This window comes from Pseudomonas sp. 58 R 12 (assembly GCF_900005865.1).
Taxonomy (GTDB): domain Bacteria; phylum Pseudomonadota; class Gammaproteobacteria; order Pseudomonadales; family Pseudomonadaceae; genus Aquipseudomonas; species Aquipseudomonas tritici.
Window position 1 is genome coordinate 91154 of the sequence record NZ_CVTP01000015.1, and the last position, 19354, is coordinate 110507.

The window sequence follows — 19354 nt, forward strand, 5'->3', positions numbered from 1 at the left end:
ATGGGCGACTCGTCACGGATGACCCGTTCTTTTATCAATACGCTCTGGCGACGCGCTGCGCTGCTCGGTTGCCTGCTGTTTGCCGCTCCTGCCTGGAGCGCCGAGATCCTGCTGACCGCCGCCGAAGACGGCGCGGGCGTGCAGGCCTTTGCCCAGGCGCTGGCCCAACAACGCCCCGAAGACCAAGTCACTTTCACCGCCCTCAAGGATCTACCGGCTCCCAGCCACCTGCCGGCCAACACACGCCTGATCCTGCTCGACCTGCCCGGCCTCGACTGGCGCCTGCAAGACACCCAGGGCCCGCCGACGCTGGTGCTGCGCATCAGTCGGCTGCAGGCCCACCAGCGCCTGGGCACAACGCAGCACCCACGCATCAGCCTGTTGTGGAGCGACCCGCCGCTGGAGCGCCAATTGCGCCTGATCACCGGCATCCTTCCCCAAGCACGGCGCATCGGCGTGCTCTATGGCGCCGAAAGTGAATTTCTCCTGCCCGAACTGCGCCAGCACGCCACGCCCCTGGGCCTGGAAATCGTGCCGCAGCTCTGGGACAACATTAATGACAGTCGACCGTTGCAAACCCTGTTCAGAAACAGTGACGTGTTGCTTGGCCTCGACGACCCGCAGCTGTACAACCCGAAAACCGCGAAGAACCTGTTGCTGAGCAGCTATGCCCAGCAACTGCCGTTGGTGGGCCCGAATGCGGGCTTTGTGCGGGCCGGCAGCCTGGCCAGCACCTACAGCGACCAGGACGACTGGCTGCGCGTGCTCGACCGCCTGCTCGACCATCCGCCAGCCAATTGGCCGAGTTCGCTGTATCCGGAACACTTCAAAGTCGTGGGCAACCCGCAAGTCGCGCGCTCACTGGGGATCGAACAGGTGGACGAAGCCAGCGTTGCCACGCGATTGGCCGAAGGAGAAAAACGCCCATGACCTTGCGTCGCCGTTGGGATATCAACACCCGTACCCAGCTCATCACCCTGGGCCCGGCACTGTTGCTGACGTTGCTGTTGATCAGCTTCTTTACCTTCGTGCGTATCCAGGACCTGCGCCAGGAACTGGACCACACCGGCCAATTGATCGCCAACCAACTGGCACCCGCCACCGAATACGGGGTGATTTCCGGCAACAATGATGTGCTTGATAGCCTGTTGCGCGCCACGTTGGCCACGCCCCATGTGCGCTTCCTGGAGATCCAGGACAGCAGCGAGAACATTCTGGTGTACGTCGAGCAACCTTCAGAGAAACACGACCGTTCGCTGTCGGTAAAAGTGTTCCAGGCGCCGATTCGCCTGCAACACATCCAGTTGGGCAATGACTTTTTCCAGGACAACCTCAACGAACCCAAGGCACCGCGTGCGGACTACCTGGGCCGGGTGATCGTCGGCATGTCCAACGACGCGTTCAGTCAGCGCCAGCAGGAGATCCTGTTCAAGGCCGGCATCCTGGCGCTGTTCGCCCTGTTGTTCACCTTCCTGCTCGCACGGCGCCTGGCCGCCAGCCTGTCACAGCCAATCAGCGCCATGGGCAATGCGGTGAAGGCCATCCAGCAAGGTGACTACAAGACGCCGCTGCCGATCGTGGATGACTCAGAGCTCGGCGACCTGTCGCGGCATATCAATAACCTCGCCGAAGGGCTCAACCAGGCCAGTCGCGAACAACAGCAGGCCATGGCCCAGTTGATCCAGACCCGCGAAGAAGCCGAGCGCGCCAACAATGCCAAGTCGGATTTCCTGGCGATGATGAGTCATGAGCTGCGCACGCCCATGAACGGTGTGCTGGGCATGTTGCAGTTACTGGAAACCACCGAGATGACCGAGGAGCAGACCGAGTACGCGGCGCTGGCTTCCGAGTCCACCGAGCATTTGCTCAAGGTCATCAATGACATCCTCGACTTCTCGCGGATCGAACGCGCCGCGCTGGAGTTGGAGCACATTCCGTTCAACCTCGCGGAGCTGATCAACAGCTGCGCCCAGGCCTTCCAGCACAGCGCGCAGCAGCGTGGGTTGGCGCTGCAGCTGTCGATCCCGCAAGGGATGGACGCCTTGCGGGTGCAGGGCGACCCGACGCGGATCCGCCAAATCCTGGTGAACCTGATCGGCAACGCACTGAAGTTCACCGAGCACGGCGCGGTCAGCGTTGAACCCCAGTGGCAGGCCCTCGACCATGAACTGGTGTGGTTCACCTGTACCGTGCGTGACAGTGGCATCGGGATTTCCACCGAGCGCCTGGAATTGATGTTCGATGCATTCCAGCAAGCCGACAGTTCCATTTCAAGACGTTACGGCGGCACCGGCCTGGGACTGCCCATCGCCCGTACCCTGGCTGAACGCATGGGCGGCACCCTACGCGCACAGAGCGAAGAAGGCCGTGGCTCGGTGTTCACCCTGGAAATTCCCCTGGCCATTGATCAGCAGAGCTTGCCGGCCATCGCTACCGACGCCGACGGCAAAGGCAGCGCCGGCGATGGCCGCCATGTGTTGCTAGTGGAAGACAACCCAGTCAACCGCACCGTGGTCGAAGCCATGCTGCGCAGCCTGGGCTTCGCAGTGAGCATTGCCACCGACGGCGCCGAGGCGATCCGTAGCGCCGAAAGCCTGATTTTCACGGCGATCCTGATGGATTGCCGACTGCCGCTGATCGATGGCTACGAAGCCACCCGACAGATTCGCCAATTGCCGGGGTGCGCTGACCTGCCGATCATCGCCCTGACTGCCAACGCCTTGCAGGGTGACCGTGAAGCCTGTCTTGCAGCCGGAATGAACGATTACCTGGCCAAGCCGTTCAAACGCACGGATTTGCAGCAAATCCTGCAGCGTTGGGTGCAATAGCGCCGCGCCATCAGCCAAGTCCGACTGGCGTGAAAGGCGAAAGTGCGGCAGTCTTAGGCACCCGAACGGGCCCATAAACAGGCCCGGTTTAAAATTTCAGTGAACAAGTGTACATTCAGTACCTTGCCGCTGTGACTTTCACTACAACGCAATAGTCTATGTGTAGGCTGCCGACATGAGGCATGAACGCTTCATTCGGTTCGGGAAGATTTGCCCTACCCTGCCGCATGGGATTATTGAGGAGCTCGCATGACCAAACAAAACGCCTTTACTCGGGAAGACCTGCTGCGCTGCAGTCGCGGTGAGCTGTTCGGCCCAGGTAACGCGCAACTGCCCGCCCCGAACATGCTGATGGTGGATCGCATCACCCATATCAGCGAAGAAGGTGGCAAGTACGGCAAAGGTGAATTGGTCGCCGAGCTGGATATCACCCCGGACCTGTGGTTCTTCGCGTGCCACTTCGAAGGTGACCCGGTGATGCCAGGCTGCCTGGGCCTTGACGCCATGTGGCAACTGGTTGGCTTCTATCTGGGCTGGCAAGGCCTGCCGGGTCGCGGTCGCGCCCTGGGTTCGGGCGAAGTGAAATTCTTTGGCCAGGTCTTGCCGACCGCCAAGAAAGTCACCTACAACATTCAAATCAAGCGCGTCCTCAAGGGCAAGCTGAACCTGGCTATCGCTGACGGTTCGGTGACTGTCGACGGTCGCGAGATCTATACTGCCGAAGGCCTTCGAGTCGGCGTATTCACTTCCACTGACAACTTTTAAGGGTTATCCGCATGCGCCGCGTCGTTATCACTGGTCTGGGCATCGTTTCTTGCCTGGGCAATGACAAAGAGACCGTCACCGCTAACCTGCGTGCAAGTCGCCCTGGCATCCGCTTCAACCCGGAATATGCCGAAATGGGTCTGCGTAGCCAGGTTTCCGGCTCCATCGACCTGCCCCTCGAAGAACTGATCGATCGCAAGATCTATCGCTTCGTCGGCCACGCTGCCGCCTACGCCTACCTGGCGATGAAAGACGCGATCGCCGACTCCGGCCTGAGCGAAGACCAGGTATCCAACGTACGCACCGGCCTGATCGCCGGCTCCGGCGGCGCATCGACCCTCAACCAGATGGAAGCGCTGGACATCCTGCGCGAAAAAGGCGTGAAGCGCGTTGGCCCGTACCGTGTTACGCGGACCATGGGCAGCACCGTTTCGGCCTGCCTGGCCACGCCGTTTGCTATCAAGGGCGTGAACTACTCGATCTCCTCGGCCTGCGCCACCAGTGCTCACTGCATTGGGACTGCCGTTGAGCAGATCCAGCTGGGCAAGCAGGACATCGTGTTCGCCGGCGGCGGTGAAGAAGAGCATTGGAGCCAATCGTTCCTGTTCGACGCCATGGGCGCACTGTCCACCCAGTACAACGAAACCCCGGAAAAAGCCTCCCGCGCCTACGACGCCAAGCGTGACGGTTTCGTCATCGCCGGCGGTGGCGGCATGGTAGTGGTCGAAGAGCTGGAACACGCTCTGGCCCGTGGTGCCAAGATCTACGCGGAAATCGTTGGCTACGGCGCGACGTCCGACGGCTACGACATGGTTGCCCCGAGCGGTGAAGGCGCCATCCGTTGCATGCAGATGGCAATGTCGACCGTTGATACCCCAATCGACTACCTGAACACCCACGGCACATCGACTCCGGTCGGCGACGCCAAGGAAATGGAAGGCGTGCGTGCGGTATTCGGCGACAAGGCTCCGGCCATCAGCTCTACCAAGAGCCTGTCCGGTCACTCCCTGGGCGCCGCTGGCGTTCACGAAGCGATCTACTGCTTGCTGATGATGGAAGGCAACTTCATGGCCGGCTCGGCCAACATCGACGAGATTGATCCGGTTGTGGCTGATATGCCGATCCTGACCAAGACCGTTGAAAACGCCAAGATCGACACCGTGATGAGCAACAGCTTCGGCTTTGGTGGCACTAACGCTACCTTGGTGCTGAAACGCTGGCAGGGTAAGTAAGGCCTGTAGCTTGATCGAATAAAAAGCCCCGACTGGTTCGGGGCTTTTTATTGGGTGAAATCAATACCTCGAAGGCTTAGGCAGGATGGCCAGGAAGTTATCCCGCGCCACTTTGTGGGCCACCTGCGCAGGCAGCGCATCGAGGAACGGATCAAAGCGGCGCATTTCCTTACCCAGCTTGTTGAAGCGCCCTACCACGTCAGAACCCAGCATGAAGCGCTCCGGGAAGCGCTCCACCAGCTTTACCCACTCTGGGCGGGGCTTGCCCGCCTCATCGAGCAAGTAAGGCGTGAGCATGCTCCAGGACAGGTCGATATAAAGGTTGGGGTAAGCCTCAAGCAGGCGACTCAACGTGGGCAGTAAGAAGTCCATCTGCACCTGAGGCCGGTGGATCTCCTTGCTGGTGCCGGCATGGGCCCAGATAAAGCGGGTGTGTGGATGGTTGCGCACTGACTCCTCGACCTCGGCGAGATACAGCGGGTTACGCTCGCGCTTGGAGGTGATATTGGAGTGCAGCATCACCGGTAGGTCGTTTTCAGCGGCCAAGTGGTAGATGCGGGTCATGGCTTCGTTATTGGCGCGTGGGGTGTCGCCTGATGTCAGGGCGGTGAGGTCGTCGTGACGGGTGAACACCTCACCGATACCCTGCCACAGCCCCGGGTTCAGGTCGAGCATGCGCTGGATATGGGCCGCGGAGTTTTTGTCGTTAGGGTTAAAGCCCGACAGGAATGGATGAAAGTACTGGCGCTGCTCAGGGGCCAGTTTATTGACCGCAGCGGCGACGATCACGTCAGTGGCACTGTACCAATAGGCATCGGCGTCATCACCGGCGTAATAGCGTGGGCGTTTGGGCTCGTCTTCGTGCCATTTCTTCGCGACCGGTATGCCGGAAATCATCACATGCTCAATGCGGTTGTCGGCCATCGCCTTGAGCAGCTTGTCCATACCCGCCGTTTCCTGGAAAAAATCCACGTAATGCAGGTGCGCGTCGCTGTAGGCATAGTCACGGGCCTGCGCAGCAAGGCTACTGGCGGCGAGCAACAGGGCAAGACTCAAGCGGGTCCAAGGCACGGTGAAACCTCAATAGCAGCGAATACAGGTAGACCTTGCGCGCCCTGCCGGGGTTCATCCAGCAAAAAACGCGGAACACCGAAGTGCCAGCATGCTCTATAACTGCATGACCTTCATCCTGCCACCCTGTGAGGTTTGCCATGCCTGTTACCGTGAATACCCTGAACCAGGACAACTTTCGCCATAGCGTCAATATCAACAACCATGAGTTGTTTACTGACCTGCCCAAAAGCCTGGGCGGCGACGATTCGGCGCCCTCCCCCCATGACTACTTCGACGCGGCACTGGCGTCGTGCAAAGCCTTGACCGTCAGGCTTTATGCCCAGAAAAAAGACATCCCGTTGACCGGTGTGACCGTGGAAGTCACCCACGACGCCACCGAAGAGCAAAAGGGCAAATACACGCTCAACGTCAAGCTGACGCTAAAGGGCGTACTCACCGACGAACAACGCGATGAATTGCATCGCGTGGCTGATCGCTGCCCGGTGCACAAGTTGATGACTACCGCCGAGGTCAGCATCGAGACCCAATTGTCGGAAGGCGCCTTCAGCCAATAGCGGCAACATCCTACCGAGCGGGTTATGCTCATAAGCATCCAACCCGCTCAGACTGGGATGCACCATGACCACCCTCACCGTGATCCGCCCTCGCCCCGAAGATGTCGAAGGCCAACCCATCCTGCGCCCTTTGCCGTCGCGAGAATGCCTCAGCGTTGGGCCTTTTGTGTTTTTCGACCATATGCTGCTCACCCGCTACGCGCCCGGCGATGGCATGAACATCCGCCAGCACCCGCATATCGGGCTGTCGACCCTCACTTATCTGTTCGACGGTGCACTGCAGCACAAGGACAGCCTGGGGTCGGACCAAGTGGTGCAGGCCGGCGATGTCAGTTGGATGACTGCCGGCAGTGCGATTGCCCACGTCGAGCGCACGCCAGAGGCGCTCAAGGCCAGCGGTTTCAGCCTGCATGGGCTGCAAGTGTGGCTGGCATCACCAATGGACCACGAAACGGGGCCGGGGCATTACAGCCATCACCCGGCAGCGAGCTTGCCGGTGAGTGACAACCTCGGCGTGCAGATCCGCCTGATTGCGGGTGATGGGTTCTGCCTCAAGTCGCCGGTGCCGGTGCTATCGCCCACGCTGTATGCCGAGGTGCGCATGCCAACCGCCACGACGCTGCTGATTCCTGATGAGCATGAGGAACGCGCGGTGTATGTGCTGGAGGGTGAGGTGCAATTGGAGGGTGAGTTACTTGAGGTGCATAGCCTGGTGGTACTGCCGGCCGGACAGGAAATGACACTGTTCGCCGAGAGTGATTGCCACCTGGTGGTGTTCGGCGGCGCGCCACTGGATGGGCCACGGCGGATCAATTGGAATTTTGTGGCGAGTGATCCGGCAGCGATCGAACAGGCGCGCCAGCGCTGGGCGGCAGGGGATTGGCCGACGGTGCCGGGTGAGTCTGAAAGAATTGAGTTGCCGGTGAGATAGCATTCGCGAGCAAGCCCGCTCCCACATTCGAGCGCGTTCCTACAGGGTAAACGCGGTCGAATGTGGGAGCGGGCTTGCTCGCGAAGAGGCCGGAATAAGCGCTGGAGATTAGCCCTTGAACACTTCATCCAACAAGTTATGCATCGACTGAAAAGCCCGCGCAGCGGTCTTCGCGTCGTACATCATCTTGCCCGGCACATTCGCATGCGGGTCAGTGAAGGAATGCACCGCGCCGCCGTAGCTCAGCAACTGCCAATCCACACCCGCCGCGTTCATTTCATCTTCAAACGCCGGCAGTTGCTCTTTCGGCACCAACGGGTCGGAAGCACCGTGCAGCACCAGCACTGAACCCTTGATGTTCTTCGCATCCGCCGGATTCGGCGTGTCGAGGGTGCCGTGGAACGATACCGCAGCCTTCAACGGCGCACCGGTACGCGCCAGCTCCAAGGAGCAGCAACCGCCAAAGCAGAACCCAAAGGTCGCCAACCTGGCGGTATCAACCGCCGCTTCGGTCTGGCCTTGCAACTGCTCGAAGGCCGCCTGCATGCGCTTGATCAGCAACACGCGGTCATTCTTCAGCGGCATCATCGCTGCGCCGGCTTCATCGCCATTTGACGGGCGCACGGTTTGCCCGTACAGGTCGGCGATGAGCACCACGTAGCCCTTGCTGGCCACGCTTTTGGCGATCTCTTCGGCACCTGCACTCACACCCATCCAGTTCGGCGCCATCAGCAGGCCCGGCAACGGGCCTTTGTGGCTGGCATCGAATGCCAGGCGGCTCTCATAAGACTGGCCATCAATCTGATAGACCACGGAACGCACAGTGACTTGGCTCATCATTTTCTCCAGTTGAGGTGCAGTAGAACGAAAAAACCCGCCGAGGCGGGTTTTCTCTACAACGGTGTCAAACCGACAGTTCAACCAACAGCTTGTTCAGGCGGCGCACATAAGCGGCCGGATCTTTCAGGCTGTCGCCAGCGGCCAGGGCCGCTTGGTCGAAGAGGATGTGCGACAGGTCGCCAAAGCGCTCTTCATTCTGCTCTGCATCGAGCTTCCCGATCAGCGGGTGAGCCGGGTTGAATTCGAAGATCGGCTTGGAATCCGGAACCTTCTGGCCGCTCGCTTCGAGGATCTGGCGCATCTGCATGCCCAGGTCCGCCTCGCCGATGGCCAGGATCGCCGGGGAATCGGTCAGACGGTGGGAAACCCGCACTTCGCTGACAGCCTCGCCCAGGGACGCCTTGATCCGCTCAACCAAGCCTTCTTTAGCCTTGGCGACTTCTTCGGCTTCTTTCTTCTCTTCTTCGGAGTCCAGGTTACCCAGGTCCAGATCACCACGGGCCACATCGACGAAGGTCTTGCCGTCGAACTCGCTGAGGTAGCTCATCAGCCACTCATCGATACGGTCGGTCAGCAGCAGCACTTCGATGCCTTTCTTGCGGAAGACTTCCAGGTGCGGGCTGTTCTTGACCTGGGCGTAGGTTTCGCCGGTCAGGTAGTAGATCTTGTCCTGACCTTCCTTGGCCCGTGCCAGGTACTCGGCCAGCGACACAACTTGCTCGCCACCCTCTTCATGAGTCGAGGCAAAACGCAGCAGGCCGGCAATTTTTTCCTTGTTGGCGAAATCTTCAGCAGGGCCTTCTTTCATGACCTGGCCGAAGTTTTTCCAGAAGCCTTTGTATTGCTCAGGCTCGTTCTTCGCCAGTTTTTCCAGCATGTCGAGCACGCGTTTGGTCAGCGCCGACTTCATGGAGTCGATGATTGGGTCTTTTTGCAGGATTTCCCGCGACACGTTCAGCGACAGGTCATTGGAGTCGACCACGCCTTTGATAAAGCGCAGGTACAGCGGCAGGAAGGATTCCGCCTGGTCCATCACGAACACGCGCTGCACGTAGAGCTTGAGGCCCTTCGGCGCTTCGCGCTGGTACAGGTCGAACGGAGCACGGGCCGGCACGTAGAGCAGCGAGCTGTATTCCAGCTTGCCTTCGACCTTGTTGTGGCTCCAGCTCAGCGGGTTTTCGTAGTCGTGACCGATGTGCTTGTAGAACTCCTGGTATTCCTCGTCCTTGATCTCGGTGCGAGGACGGGTCCACAGCGCGCTGGCGCGGTTGACCACTTCCCATTCCTGGGCCGGCGCTTCTTCGCCTTCGGCGGCCGCTTGTTCTTTCGGCAGCTCGATCGGCAAAGCGATGTGGTCGGAGTACTTCTTGACGATGTTGCGCAGGCGCCAGCCATCGGCAAACTCGTCTTCACCGTCTTTGAGGTGCAGCACGATACGCGTGCCACGGTCGGCCTTATCGATGGTAGCGATTTCGAACTCGCCCTCACCTTTGGATGACCAGTGCACGCCTTCACTGGCGTCGAGGCCGGCACGACGGCTGAACACTTCAACTTTATCGGCAACGATAAAGGCCGAGTAGAAGCCCACGCCGAACTGGCCGATCAGGTGCGAATCTTTCTTCTGGTCGCCCGACAGATTCTTCATGAAATCAGCGGTACCGGATTTGGCGATGGTACCCAAGTGGGTAATCGCGTCTTCACGGCTCATGCCGATGCCGTTGTCTTCGAGGGTGACGGTCTTGGCGTCCTTGTCGAAGCTCACACGGATTTTCAGTTCGGCGCCACCTTCCAGCAACTCAGGCTTGGACAGGGCTTCGAAACGTAACTTGTCGACAGCGTCAGAGGCGTTCGAGATCAATTCGCGAAGGAAGATTTCCTTGTTGGAATACAGCGAATGGATCATGAGGTGCAGCAGTTGCTTCACCTCGGTCTGGAAGCCCAGGGTTTCCTTTTGAGTTTCCACACTCATGGTCATCAAACTCCAATTGGATGGCAGTGGCCGCGCCCTTGAGGGTTGGCGGCGGGTTGTCATCAAAGTTGGGGGCTAAGACCAGGATTTCAAGGGCGGCTCTGTTCCTCGATTTTGAAATGCGCACGAGCGGTGGCGATAGGCTCGGCCGCAGTGCTTTGCCAGGCGGTGATCGCCACGTTTGCCACTCGTCGGCCTTGGCGCCACACCTGGCATTTGGCGTAGGTGTCGCGAAATTGCCCGGCGCGCAGGTAATCCAAGGAAAAATCGATGATTTTCGGGATGCCTGGCGCACCGGTAAACACCAGCAGGTGCAGCGCCGCCGACAGCTCCATAAAGCCCGCGATCACTCCGCCGTGCAGCGCCGGCAATATTGGGTTACCAATATTGTCCTTGTTGGCCGGTAGCCGAAACAGCAATTCATCTCCAAGGCGGGTGCATTCGATGCCGATCAGTTTGGCGTAAGGGATCAGGTTGAGCAGCGCCTCGTAATCGCCGCGCGCATGGGCCTGCTCGAGGCGGGTCTTGAAACGGTGGGTCATGCCTGTTCTCCCTTGATCGTACTGCCCAGCCCTTGCGTGCCTTTGAGGCGCTTGCCCATGCGCATGAACGTACCCACCACATGGGCGATGGGTTGTTGCGGGTCATCCTGATAGGCGAAGCCACGGGTGAAGATCACGTCGGTGGTCACTCGATAGCATTGGGCGAAGCCATACACCGGTTGATGTGGCGCGGCGGGGTGCATGTAATCGACCCGCAGGTCGAGGGTCGGGCACACCTCGAATTCCGGCAATACACACAGGGTGGCCATGCCGCAGGCCGTGTCCATCAGGGAGGTCAGCGCGCCGCCGTGGATCACGCCGGTAGTGGGGTTTCCTACCAGATGCGCGGCGTAGGGCATGACAAGTGTGACGCCCTGCGCGTCGGCGTGATGAGCGGTAATGCCCAACACCTGACAATGGCGCAAGGCCGATACAAAGCGTGCCGCACGCGCTAGCAGGGGATTTTCAGTCATCGTGTCTGGACTCTTATTTGTATGGATACGCAGTATCGGTGGCGCGTGTGAAAGTTCCTGGGTGACTGTTTTTATATATCTTCGTAACAAAAGGAACTAATGCTGAACGGCCATGCTCGAAAGGCCAGTAGATATCTTCAATAAGGAGAAACACCCCATGCGCAAGACTTTAGCTATTTCCATGATGTTGGCCGCTGCCCTCGGTCTCGCTGCCTGCGACAAGAAATCCGAAGACAAAGCCCAAGACGCCGCAGCACATTCCGAGCAAGCTCAGAAAGATATGGCGAAGGCTCAGGATAAAGTGAACGACGCTGCGAAAGAAAACGCCGATGCTGCCAAAGCTCAGGCTGAATCGAACGCCGCCGCCGCAAAAGAAGCAGCACCTGCTACCCCTGCCACCGGTTCTTGAGACCGCGGCTTGAAATAGCTTTGCTGCAAGAAGAAAGCCCGCTTAGATAGCGGGCTTTCTTTTGTCTGGCATTTAGAGTTGAAGGCTTAACTAAGCCGCCTCTTTAGCCACTTCCGGCAACGGCGTATCGGTCTGCGTATACACCATCACTTGCAGTACGTCGGAATGAAACTCCCGGCGATACAGTACCAGCACCACCCCACTGCTCATCAACATGAACAACCAGGGGCTGACAAACCACGCGAGCATGGTCATGCCGAAGTAATAAGCGCGCAGGCCAAAGTTGAACTGGTTGGCGGCCATGGAGATCACCCGTGCCGCGCGCAGGGCAAATGCGTTGCGCTCCTGCTCCGACACGTGCCGCTCGCCGATCATCGGTGCCGAGCCCACCAGCACCGCTGCGAAATTGTACTGGCGCATGCACCAGCTGAACGTGAAAAACGCATAGACGAATACCAGCGCCAGGCACAGCAGCTTGATCTCTGACATGCCTTGGGAGGCCTGCTGCACCATGGGGATGTCTGCCAACAGCGACACCGCGCGCTCCGAGGCGCCGAGCACGGTGAGAATGCCGGCCAGGATAATCAAGGTGCTGGAAGCGAAGAACGAGGCGTTGCGTTCCAAGTTGCCGATCACACTGGCGTCGGCGATGCGGTTGTCGCGCAATAGCATGCGGCGCATCCAGTCTTCGCGATACAGATGCAGCACGCTGGCGAGGCATGCGGTGTCCCGGGCTTTCCAGGTAGCATAGCGGGTGTAACCACCCCAGCAGAGGACGAACCAGAGGGCAGCGAGCAGGTGGATCTGATTGGTTTCGACGAACGACATGTGGGTCCTGTTACACGGTGTGTGTGGATGTTAACGCAGTCTAAAGAGTTCCAACTTTAGAAGGTTGTTGTGTCATAAGCATAAAAAATGCCCCGTATCGATTGATACGGGGCATTTCAGTACTGCGCGAACGTGGGTTATGCGATCGCTTCGCTACGCTTGCCGAGCATACGGTCAATCACCACCGCCACGACCAACACCATCACCGAAGGCACCAGCCACGCCAGGCCCTGCTCGCTCAACGGCAAATTCGCCAACTGCGACGGCAACCAACCCACCAGGCCCGCACCCTTGAGCGCGTCGATGCAGCCAAAGATGAACGACACCAACATCACCGGGCCAACGATCCGGCCCTGCTCCTGCCAGAAGTCTTTGCAGAAGCTCAGCGCCACCAGCACGATGCACGGCGGATAGATCGCGGTAAGTACCGGGATCGAGAACGCGATCAGCTTGGTCAGGCCCAGGTTGGACACGAAGAGCGAGAACAGCGCCAGGATCACCACCAGGGTCTTGTAGGACAGCGGCAAGACGCGGCTGAAGTACTCGGCGCAGGCACAGGTGAGGCCAACAGCCGTGACCAGGCACGCCAGGGAGATCAGCACCGCCAGGAAGCCGCTGCCCAGGGAGCCAAACGTGTGTTGCACATAGGCGTGCAATACGGCGGCGCCATTGGCAGCACCGGCGGCGACTTCATGGCTGCCCGAACCCAGGCGGAACAGGCTGACATACACCAGGGCCAGGCCCACACCGGCAATCAAGCCGGCGATGATTGCGTAGCGGGTGATCAGCTTTGGCGACTCCACACCACGGGAGCGAATCGCGTTGACGATCACGATGCCGAACACCAGGGCGCCCAGGGTATCCATGGTCAGGTAGCCATTGATGAAGCCTTCAGAGAACGGCGCAGCCACGTATTTCGGCGTGGCAACCCCCAAGTCTCCCGCCGGCAAGGCAAACGCTGCGATGCCAAGGATGGCCAACGCAATGATCTTCAGCGGCGCCAGAAAGCGACCCACGGTGTCCAGCAGTCGGCCTGGGTACAGGGAGACAAAGAACACCACCAGGAAATACACCGAACTGTAGAGGAACAGCGCCAACGGGCTTTCGCCGGTCAGCGGCGCCAGGCCCACTTCGAAAGATACGGTCGCGGTACGCGGGGTGGCGAACAGCGGCCCTACCGCCAGATACGCCGCCGCCGCCAGCAGGCCACCGGCGATCTTGCCGATCGGGCTGCTCAACGCGTCCATACCGCCGCCAACCTTGGCCAGCGCGATCACGGTGACCACCGGCAAACCCACTGCGGTAATCAGAAAGCCCAGCGCTGCCATCCAGACGTGAGGCCCGGACTGCAAACCAACGATAGGCGGGAAGATGATGTTGCCGGCGCCCACGAACAGGGCAAAGGTCATAAAACCCAGCGCCAGGATGTCCTGGCTTTTCAACACTTTCATTTGAGGAAATACCACACTACTGAATCGGAATTTAGAGAGGGATTCCCTATGGATGAGGGAAATACTGCCGGCCCTTATGGGAGCCGACCGGTCTAGCGCGCGGCTTCCTTTTGGGATGCGGGCGCATAAAGAGGCGGCTAGGGTACAGAATTGGGCTGACAAACGCACTGTTGCGGGGCGTACTGTCCGATAAGCGACATTTCTATGTCGCATTCATATATCTAAATGTTGGAATACAATCGAATGTGGGAGCGGGCTTGCTCGCGAAAGCGGTGTTTCAGCACCTGACTGGCTAGCTGATACACCGCTTTCGCGAGCAAGCCCGCTCCCACATTTTGATCTGCGCCAGTCGCGAATTCAGCTGTCCCAGAACGCACAAAGGCCACCCGAAGGTGGCCTTTGTGTGGGTGAAGCGTCAGTTAAGCGCGAGGCTTACTTGACAGCCCAACCGGTCAGCTCGGACAAAGCCTTGCCGATGTCTGCCAGCGAACGCACGGTTTTAACGCCTGCGTCTTCCAGGGCAGCAAACTTCTCGTCTGCAGTGCCCTTGCCGCCAGAGATGATTGCGCCAGCATGGCCCATGCGCTTGCCAGCAGGGGCAGTCACACCAGCGATGTAGGAAACAACCGGCTTAGTCACGTGTGCCTTGATGTAGGCAGCCGCTTCTTCTTCAGCCGAACCGCCGATCTCACCGATCATGACGATCGCTTCGGTCTTCGGGTCTTCCTGGAACAGCTTCAGGATGTCGATGAAGTTGGAGCCTGGGATCGGGTCACCGCCGATGCCGACGCAAGTCGACTGACCGAAACCGGCGTCAGTGGTCTGCTTAACAGCTTCGTAGGTCAGGGTGCCGGAACGGGAAACGATACCGACTTTGCCTGGCAAGTGAATGTGACCTGGCATGATGCCGATCTTGCATTCGCCTGGGGTGATCACGCCTGGGCAGTTAGGGCCGATCAGGGTAACACCCAGCTCGTCGCACTTAACTTTAGCGTCCAGCATGTCCAGGGTAGGAATGCCTTCGGTGATGCAGACGATCAGCTTGATGCCGCCGAAGGCTGCTTCCAGGATGGAGTCCTTGCAGAAAGGAGCTGGAACGTAGATCACGCTGGCGGTAGCGCCAGTGGTTTCTACGGCTTCTTTCACGGTGTTGAACACTGGCAGACCCAGGTGCTCGGTACCGCCTTTACCAGGAGTAACGCCACCCACCATCTTGGTGCCGTATTCAATGGCTTGCTGGGTGTGGAAACTACCTTGCGAACCGGTAATACCCTGGCAGATAACTTTGGTGTCTTTATTGATCAGGACGCTCATTATTTGCCCTCCGCAGCTTTGACAACTTGTTGAGCAGCGTCGGTCAGGCTGGTAGCCGCGATGATGTTCAAACCGCTTTCTGCCAGTACTTTAGCGCCCAGTTCAGCGTTGTTACCTTCAAGGCGAACAACAACCGGGATTTTAACGCCGACTTCTTTCACTGCACCGATGATGCCTTCGGCAATCATGTCGCAACGAACGATGCCGCCGAAGATGTTGACCAGTACTGCAGCGACGTTGGCGTCGGACAGGATGATCTTGAAGGCTTCGGTCACGCGTTCTTTGGTAGCACCACCGCCCACGTCGAGGAAGTTGGCTGGTTTGCCGCCATGCAGGTTGACGATGTCCATGGTACCCATGGCCAGGCCAGCACCGTTGACCATGCAACCGATGTTACCTTCCAGGGCTACGTAGTTCAGTTCGAACTTGGCAGCGTGCGCTTCGCGCGGATCGTCTTGCGACGGATCGTGGAAAGTCTTCAGCTTAGGCTGACGGTACATGGCGTTGGCGTCGATGTTGATCTTGGCGTCCAGGCAGTGCAGATCGCCGTCAGCCTTGATCACCAGCGGGTTCACTTCCAGCAGGGCCAGATCGTGATCCTGGAACAGTTTGGCCAGACCCACGAAGATCTTGGCGAACTGGGCAACTTGCTTCCCTTCCAGGCCCAGCTGGAATGCCAACTCGCGACCCTGGAATGGCTGAGCGCCAACCAGTGGATCGATAGTGGCTTTCAGAATTTTTTCTGGGGTCTCGTGAGCGATTTTCTCGATGTCCACGCCACCTTCGGTGGAAGCCATGAACACGATGCGACGGCTCGAACGGTCAACGACAGCGCCCAGGTACAGCTCTTTAGCGATATCAGTGCACGATTCAACCAGGATCTTGGTGACTGGCTGGCCATTGGCATCAGTCTGGTAAGTCACCAGACGCTTGCCCAGCCACTGCTGTGCGAAGGCCTTGGCGTCTTCTTTGCTGCGAACCAGCTTAACGCCGCCCGCTTTACCGCGACCACCAGCGTGGACCTGGGCTTTGACAACCCACTCGGTGCCGCCGATTTTGTCGCAAGCTTCTGCTGCTGCTTCCGGGGTGTCTACTGCGTAGCCCTTGGATACTGGCAGGCCGTATTCAGCGAACAGCTGCTTACCCTGATACTCGTGAAGATTCATGCTTTTTACCGTCTTCGTTAGGTACTGCGCATTCGGCGCTGCGCTCATTATGAGTGCCGCGCCACCTGTGACTGCTGCTTGCGCAACTTGCGGGGCTCAAGGCCCGTAAAGCTGCGCAAGACTGCGTCCAGCGGATATTCCGCGGTGAGTCTTGCGCGCAAGGCTCACGACGGGCAACTCCGCCGTGGTTTCTTATTATCTCGCTTAGCGCTTCTTCTTGTTGGCGATGTGGATGGCGCCGCCATTCACTGCCAACGCTGCTTCGTGCAACGCTTCGGACAGGGTCGGATGGGAGAAGACCATCATGCCCAGGTCCTCGGCACTGGTGCCGAATTCCATACCGATCGCGCCTTGCTGAACCAGTTCTGCAGCGCTTGGGCCAATCACGTGGACGCCCAATACGCGGTCAGTCTTGGCATCAGCGATGACTTTGACAAAACCACCGGTGTCGTTGGCTGCCATGGCACGGCCAGAAGCAGCAAACGGGAAGGTGCCGACGTTAACTTCAACGCCTTCAGCTTTCAACTGCTGTTCGTTCTTGCCGACCCATGCAATTTCCGGGTGGGTGTAGATAACCGATGGGATCAGGTCGTAGTTCATCTGGGTCTTGTGACCCTTGATGCGCTCGACAACCATAATGCCTTCTTCGGAAGCCTTGTGCGCGAGCATCATGCCGCGAACCACGTCGCCGATGGCGTACACGCCAGGCACGGTGGTAGCGCAGTGATCGTCAACGTGGATGAAGCCACGCTCGTCGATGTTCACGCCGCTGTCAGCTGCCAGCAGGTCGGTGGTCACTGGACGGCGACCAACGGCTACGATCAGCTTGTCGAATGTGATGGTCTGCTCGCCTTCTTTATCGGTGTAGGTCACAACGACTTCTTCGCCGTTGACCTTGGAACCGGTAACACGGGCGCCCAGTTTGATGTCCAGACCTTGCTTGGTCAGGGTTTTCAGGGCTTCTTTGGACACCGCGGTGTCGGCAGCCAGCAGGAACGTGTCCAGGGCTTCCAGCACGGTGACTTCGGAACCCAAACGGGACCATACCGAACCCAGTTCCAGGCCGATCACGCCAGCGCCGATCACGCCCAGACGCTTAGGAACCGATTGGAACTCCAGGGCGCCGGTCGAATCAACGATCACGTTCTGGTCAACTGGAGCAGGCGGGATGTCGATTGGACGCGAACCTGGGGCCAGGATTACGTTCTCGGCTTCGATGACTTCAACCGAGCCGTCTGGCTTGGTGATTTCAACTTTCTTGCCGGCCAGCAGCTTGCCGTGGCCTTGCAGGGAAGTCACGCCGTTGGCCTTGAACAAGGTGGCAACGCCGGAGGTCAGGCCTTTAACGATGTTGGCTTTACGGCCGACCATTGCTGGCACGTCCATGGTCACGCCAGCGTGGTTAATGCCGTGGATCGCGAAACCGTCTTGGGCTTCATGGAATTTCCAGGAGCTGTCCAGCAGCGCCTTGGAAGGAATGCAACCAACGTTCAGGCAAGTACCGCCCAGCGCCAGTTTGCCTTCCTTGTCGGTGTATTTTTCGATGCAAGCAGTCGAGAGGCCCAGTTGTGCGGCCTTGATGGCGGCAACATAGCCGCCAGGACCTGCACCAATCACTACGACGTCAAATTTCTGTGTCATGAAAATAGATCCTCTATTTGCGACAAGCTTCTAGCCCCAAGCTGCAAGCCAAGCTGCTTTTTCCTACAGCTTGTAGCTCGCAACTTGAAGCTGCTTCAATCAGATATCCAGCAGCAGACGAGCTGGGTCTTCCAGCAGGTTCTTGATGGTCACCAGGAAAGTCACGGCTTCTTTACCATCGATCAGGCGGTGATCGTAAGACAGTGCCAGGTACATCATCGGGCGGATCACGACTTGGCCGTTGATGGCCATAGGACGCTGGATGATATTGTGCATGCCCAGGATCGCAGCTTGTGGCGGGTTGACGATCGGCGTCGACATCATCGAACCGAAGGTACCACCGTTAGTGATGGTGAACGTACCGCCGGTCATCTCGTCGATGGTCAGCTTGCCGTCACGGGCTTTCTTGCCGAAGCCGGCGATGCCGCCTTCGATTTCAGCCAGGCTCATCAGCTCGGCGTTACGCAGGACTGGAACCACCAGGCCACGGTCGCTGGACACGGCAACGCCGATGTCTGCATAGCCGTGGTAAACGATGTCGGTACCGTCGATCGAAGCGTTGACTGCCGGGTAGCGTTTCAGCGCTTCAGTAGCCGCTTTCACGAAGAACGACATGAAGCCCAGGCGCACGCCATTGTGGGACTTCTCGAACAGATCCTTGTACTTCGAACGCAGGGCCATGACTTCGGTCATGTCGACTTCGTTGAAGGTAGTCAGCATCGCCATGTTCGACTGTGCTTCAACCAGACGCTTGGCCACGGTGGCACGTACGCGGGTCATCGGTACGCGCTTCTCGGTGCGGTCGCCAGCGGCGAACACAGGCGCAGCGGCAGCCGGGGCAGCTGCCTTGGCAGGTGCGGCAGCTGGGGCGTTTTTCTTGGCTTCAACTGCAGCCACCACGTCTTCCTTGGTCACACGGCCGTCTTTGCCGGTGCCTTTGATGGACGCCAGGTTGATGCCGTTTTCTTCAGCCAACTGACGGGCAGCCGGTGCAGCGATTGGATCTTCGCCGCCTGCGGCCGGAGCAGCAGCGGGAGCCGAAGCAGCAGCCGGTGCAGCGGCGGCAGGAGCAGCGGCAGCAGCGCTGCCCTCTTCGATCGAGCCCAGCACCTGGTTAGACAGAACGGTAGCGCCTTCTTCGGCAACGATTGCGCCCAGTACGCCGTCAGCTTCGGCCAACACTTCCAGAACGACTTTGTCGGTCTCGATGTCGACGATCAGGTCGTCACGCTTTACAGCGTCGCCTGGTTTCTTGTGCCAGGTGGCAACGGTGCCATCGGCAACCGATTCCGGGAATGACGGGGCTTTGATTTCGATAGCCATTATCTGTGGGTCCT

General features: G+C 59.0%; 18 protein-coding genes. 7 read left to right on the forward strand and 11 right to left on the reverse strand.

All coding sequences use genetic code 11. From position 1 onward, the window contains the following. The 4 genes from BFP95_RS08820 to fabB all read left to right on the forward strand — a co-directional run bounded on the left by BFP95_RS08820 (position 1) and on the right by fabB (position 4825). Entirely contained in the window at positions 1–930 is a 930-nt protein-coding gene (locus BFP95_RS08820) for an ABC transporter substrate-binding protein (RefSeq protein WP_065872656.1), read from the forward strand. Continuing rightward, the gene (locus BFP95_RS08825) at positions 927–2828 is read left to right on the forward strand and encodes an ATP-binding protein (protein WP_065872657.1); all 1902 of its coding nucleotides are present in this window, start codon (positions 927–929) and stop codon (positions 2826–2828) included. Before BFP95_RS08820 ends, BFP95_RS08825 begins: the two co-directional genes overlap by 4 nt. A 249-nt stretch (positions 2829–3077) precedes the next feature. Beyond that, positions 3078–3593, forward strand: a complete 516-nt coding sequence (gene fabA / locus BFP95_RS08830) for a 3-hydroxyacyl-[acyl-carrier-protein] dehydratase FabA (RefSeq protein ID WP_003210552.1) — start codon at positions 3078–3080, stop codon at positions 3591–3593. 11 nt (positions 3594–3604) lie between these two features. Then, positions 3605–4825, forward strand: a complete 1221-nt coding sequence (gene fabB / locus BFP95_RS08835) for a beta-ketoacyl-ACP synthase I (protein ID WP_012723103.1) — start codon at positions 3605–3607, stop codon at positions 4823–4825. Between the two features lie 60 nt (positions 4826–4885). On the opposite strand, the gene BFP95_RS08840 is transcribed toward fabB, so the two are convergent. Continuing rightward, complete coding sequence (locus BFP95_RS08840) at positions 4886–5896, reverse strand: amidohydrolase family protein (RefSeq protein WP_065909874.1); 1011 nt, start codon at positions 5894–5896, stop codon at positions 4886–4888. A gap of 140 nt (positions 5897–6036) precedes the next feature. Between BFP95_RS08840 and BFP95_RS08845 the strand changes: the two genes are divergently transcribed. Further along, complete coding sequence (locus BFP95_RS08845) at positions 6037–6453, forward strand: OsmC family protein (protein ID WP_065872659.1); 417 nt, start codon at positions 6037–6039, stop codon at positions 6451–6453. 64 nt (positions 6454–6517) lie between these two features. Further along, positions 6518–7384, forward strand: coding sequence for a pirin family protein (locus tag BFP95_RS08850; protein WP_065909878.1), 867 nt, complete (start codon positions 6518–6520; stop codon positions 7382–7384). A gap of 108 nt (positions 7385–7492) precedes the next feature. Here BFP95_RS08850 and BFP95_RS08855 read toward each other — a convergent pair whose 3' ends face one another. The 4 genes from BFP95_RS08855 to BFP95_RS08870 form a co-directional block, all read right to left on the reverse strand. Next, positions 7493–8221 carry a dienelactone hydrolase family protein gene (locus BFP95_RS08855; RefSeq protein WP_065909879.1) on the reverse strand — a complete coding sequence of 243 codons (729 nt, stop codon included), beginning with the start codon at positions 8219–8221 and terminating at the stop codon, positions 7493–7495. A gap of 67 nt (positions 8222–8288) precedes the next feature. Beyond that, positions 8289–10193, reverse strand: a complete 1905-nt coding sequence (gene htpG, locus BFP95_RS08860) for a molecular chaperone HtpG (protein ID WP_065872757.1) — start codon at positions 10191–10193, stop codon at positions 8289–8291. A gap of 89 nt (positions 10194–10282) precedes the next feature. After that, positions 10283–10735, reverse strand: a complete 453-nt coding sequence (locus BFP95_RS08865) for a PaaI family thioesterase (protein ID WP_065882467.1) — start codon at positions 10733–10735, stop codon at positions 10283–10285. Continuing rightward, complete coding sequence (locus tag BFP95_RS08870; RefSeq protein WP_065872663.1) at positions 10732–11208, reverse strand: PaaI family thioesterase; 477 nt, start codon at positions 11206–11208, stop codon at positions 10732–10734. Before BFP95_RS08870 ends, BFP95_RS08865 begins: the two co-directional genes overlap by 4 nt. A gap of 157 nt (positions 11209–11365) precedes the next feature. Here BFP95_RS08870 and BFP95_RS08875 point away from each other — a divergent pair, with 157 nt between their 5' ends. Further along, positions 11366–11617: a hypothetical protein gene (locus tag BFP95_RS08875; RefSeq protein WP_012723095.1), complete on the forward strand. Its 252-nt coding sequence runs from the start codon at positions 11366–11368 to the stop codon at positions 11615–11617. A 90-nt stretch (positions 11618–11707) separates the two neighbouring features. On the opposite strand, the gene BFP95_RS08880 is transcribed toward BFP95_RS08875, so the two are convergent. The 6 genes from BFP95_RS08880 to odhB form a co-directional block, all read right to left on the reverse strand. Further along, entirely contained in the window at positions 11708–12445 is a 738-nt protein-coding gene (locus BFP95_RS08880) for a DUF599 domain-containing protein (RefSeq protein ID WP_065872664.1), read from the reverse strand. Positions 12446–12582: 137 nt separating this feature from the next. Continuing rightward, positions 12583–13896, reverse strand: coding sequence for a branched-chain amino acid transport system II carrier protein (gene brnQ, locus BFP95_RS08885; protein WP_065882466.1), 1314 nt, complete (start codon positions 13894–13896; stop codon positions 12583–12585). Positions 13897–14328: 432 nt separating this feature from the next. Next, positions 14329–15210 (reverse strand): succinate--CoA ligase subunit alpha, encoded by an 882-nt coding sequence (gene sucD / locus BFP95_RS08890; protein ID WP_065872666.1) that lies wholly within the window; start codon positions 15208–15210, stop codon positions 14329–14331. Further along, entirely contained in the window at positions 15210–16376 is a 1167-nt protein-coding gene (gene sucC / locus BFP95_RS08895; protein ID WP_060754516.1) for an ADP-forming succinate--CoA ligase subunit beta, read from the reverse strand. The genes sucD and sucC overlap by 1 nt, the downstream gene beginning before the upstream one ends. A gap of 204 nt (positions 16377–16580) precedes the next feature. After that, a complete protein-coding gene (lpdA, locus tag BFP95_RS08900) occupies positions 16581–18017 on the reverse strand; it encodes a dihydrolipoyl dehydrogenase (RefSeq protein ID WP_065882465.1) in 1437 nt (478 codons plus the stop codon). A gap of 99 nt (positions 18018–18116) precedes the next feature. Further along, on the reverse strand, positions 18117–19340 hold the full coding sequence (gene odhB, locus BFP95_RS08905) for a 2-oxoglutarate dehydrogenase complex dihydrolipoyllysine-residue succinyltransferase (protein WP_065872668.1): 1224 nt from the start codon (positions 19338–19340) through the stop codon (positions 18117–18119). Positions 19341–19354: the final 14 nt, after the last annotated feature.

Bases quoted from the DNA above. Each gene is read 5' to 3' on its own strand.
- BFP95_RS08820 (WP_065872656.1), top strand. From the start codon at position 1: ATGGGCGACTCGTCACGGATGACCCGTTCTTTTATCAATACGCTCTGG.
- BFP95_RS08825 (WP_065872657.1), top strand. From the start codon at position 927: ATGACCTTGCGTCGCCGTTGGGATATCAACACCCGTACCCAGCTCATC.
- fabA (WP_003210552.1), top strand. From the start codon at position 3,078: ATGACCAAACAAAACGCCTTTACTCGGGAAGACCTGCTGCGCTGCAGT.
- fabB (WP_012723103.1), top strand. From the start codon at position 3,605: ATGCGCCGCGTCGTTATCACTGGTCTGGGCATCGTTTCTTGCCTGGGC.
- BFP95_RS08845 (WP_065872659.1), top strand. From the start codon at position 6,037: ATGCCTGTTACCGTGAATACCCTGAACCAGGACAACTTTCGCCATAGC.
- BFP95_RS08850 (WP_065909878.1), top strand. From the start codon at position 6,518: ATGACCACCCTCACCGTGATCCGCCCTCGCCCCGAAGATGTCGAAGGC.
- BFP95_RS08855 (WP_065909879.1), bottom strand. From the start codon at position 8,221: ATGAGCCAAGTCACTGTGCGTTCCGTGGTCTATCAGATTGATGGCCAG.
- htpG (WP_065872757.1), bottom strand. From the start codon at position 10,193: ATGAGTGTGGAAACTCAAAAGGAAACCCTGGGCTTCCAGACCGAGGTG.
- BFP95_RS08865 (WP_065882467.1), bottom strand. From the start codon at position 10,735: ATGACCCACCGTTTCAAGACCCGCCTCGAGCAGGCCCATGCGCGCGGC.
- BFP95_RS08870 (WP_065872663.1), bottom strand. From the start codon at position 11,208: ATGACTGAAAATCCCCTGCTAGCGCGTGCGGCACGCTTTGTATCGGCC.
- BFP95_RS08875 (WP_012723095.1), top strand. From the start codon at position 11,366: ATGCGCAAGACTTTAGCTATTTCCATGATGTTGGCCGCTGCCCTCGGT.
- BFP95_RS08880 (WP_065872664.1), bottom strand. From the start codon at position 12,445: ATGTCGTTCGTCGAAACCAATCAGATCCACCTGCTCGCTGCCCTCTGG.
- brnQ (WP_065882466.1), bottom strand. From the start codon at position 13,896: ATGAAAGTGTTGAAAAGCCAGGACATCCTGGCGCTGGGTTTTATGACC.
- sucD (WP_065872666.1), bottom strand. From the start codon at position 15,210: ATGAGCGTCCTGATCAATAAAGACACCAAAGTTATCTGCCAGGGTATT.
- sucC (WP_060754516.1), bottom strand. From the start codon at position 16,376: ATGAATCTTCACGAGTATCAGGGTAAGCAGCTGTTCGCTGAATACGGC.
- lpdA (WP_065882465.1), bottom strand. From the start codon at position 18,017: ATGACACAGAAATTTGACGTCGTAGTGATTGGTGCAGGTCCTGGCGGC.
- odhB (WP_065872668.1), bottom strand. From the start codon at position 19,340: ATGGCTATCGAAATCAAAGCCCCGTCATTCCCGGAATCGGTTGCCGAT.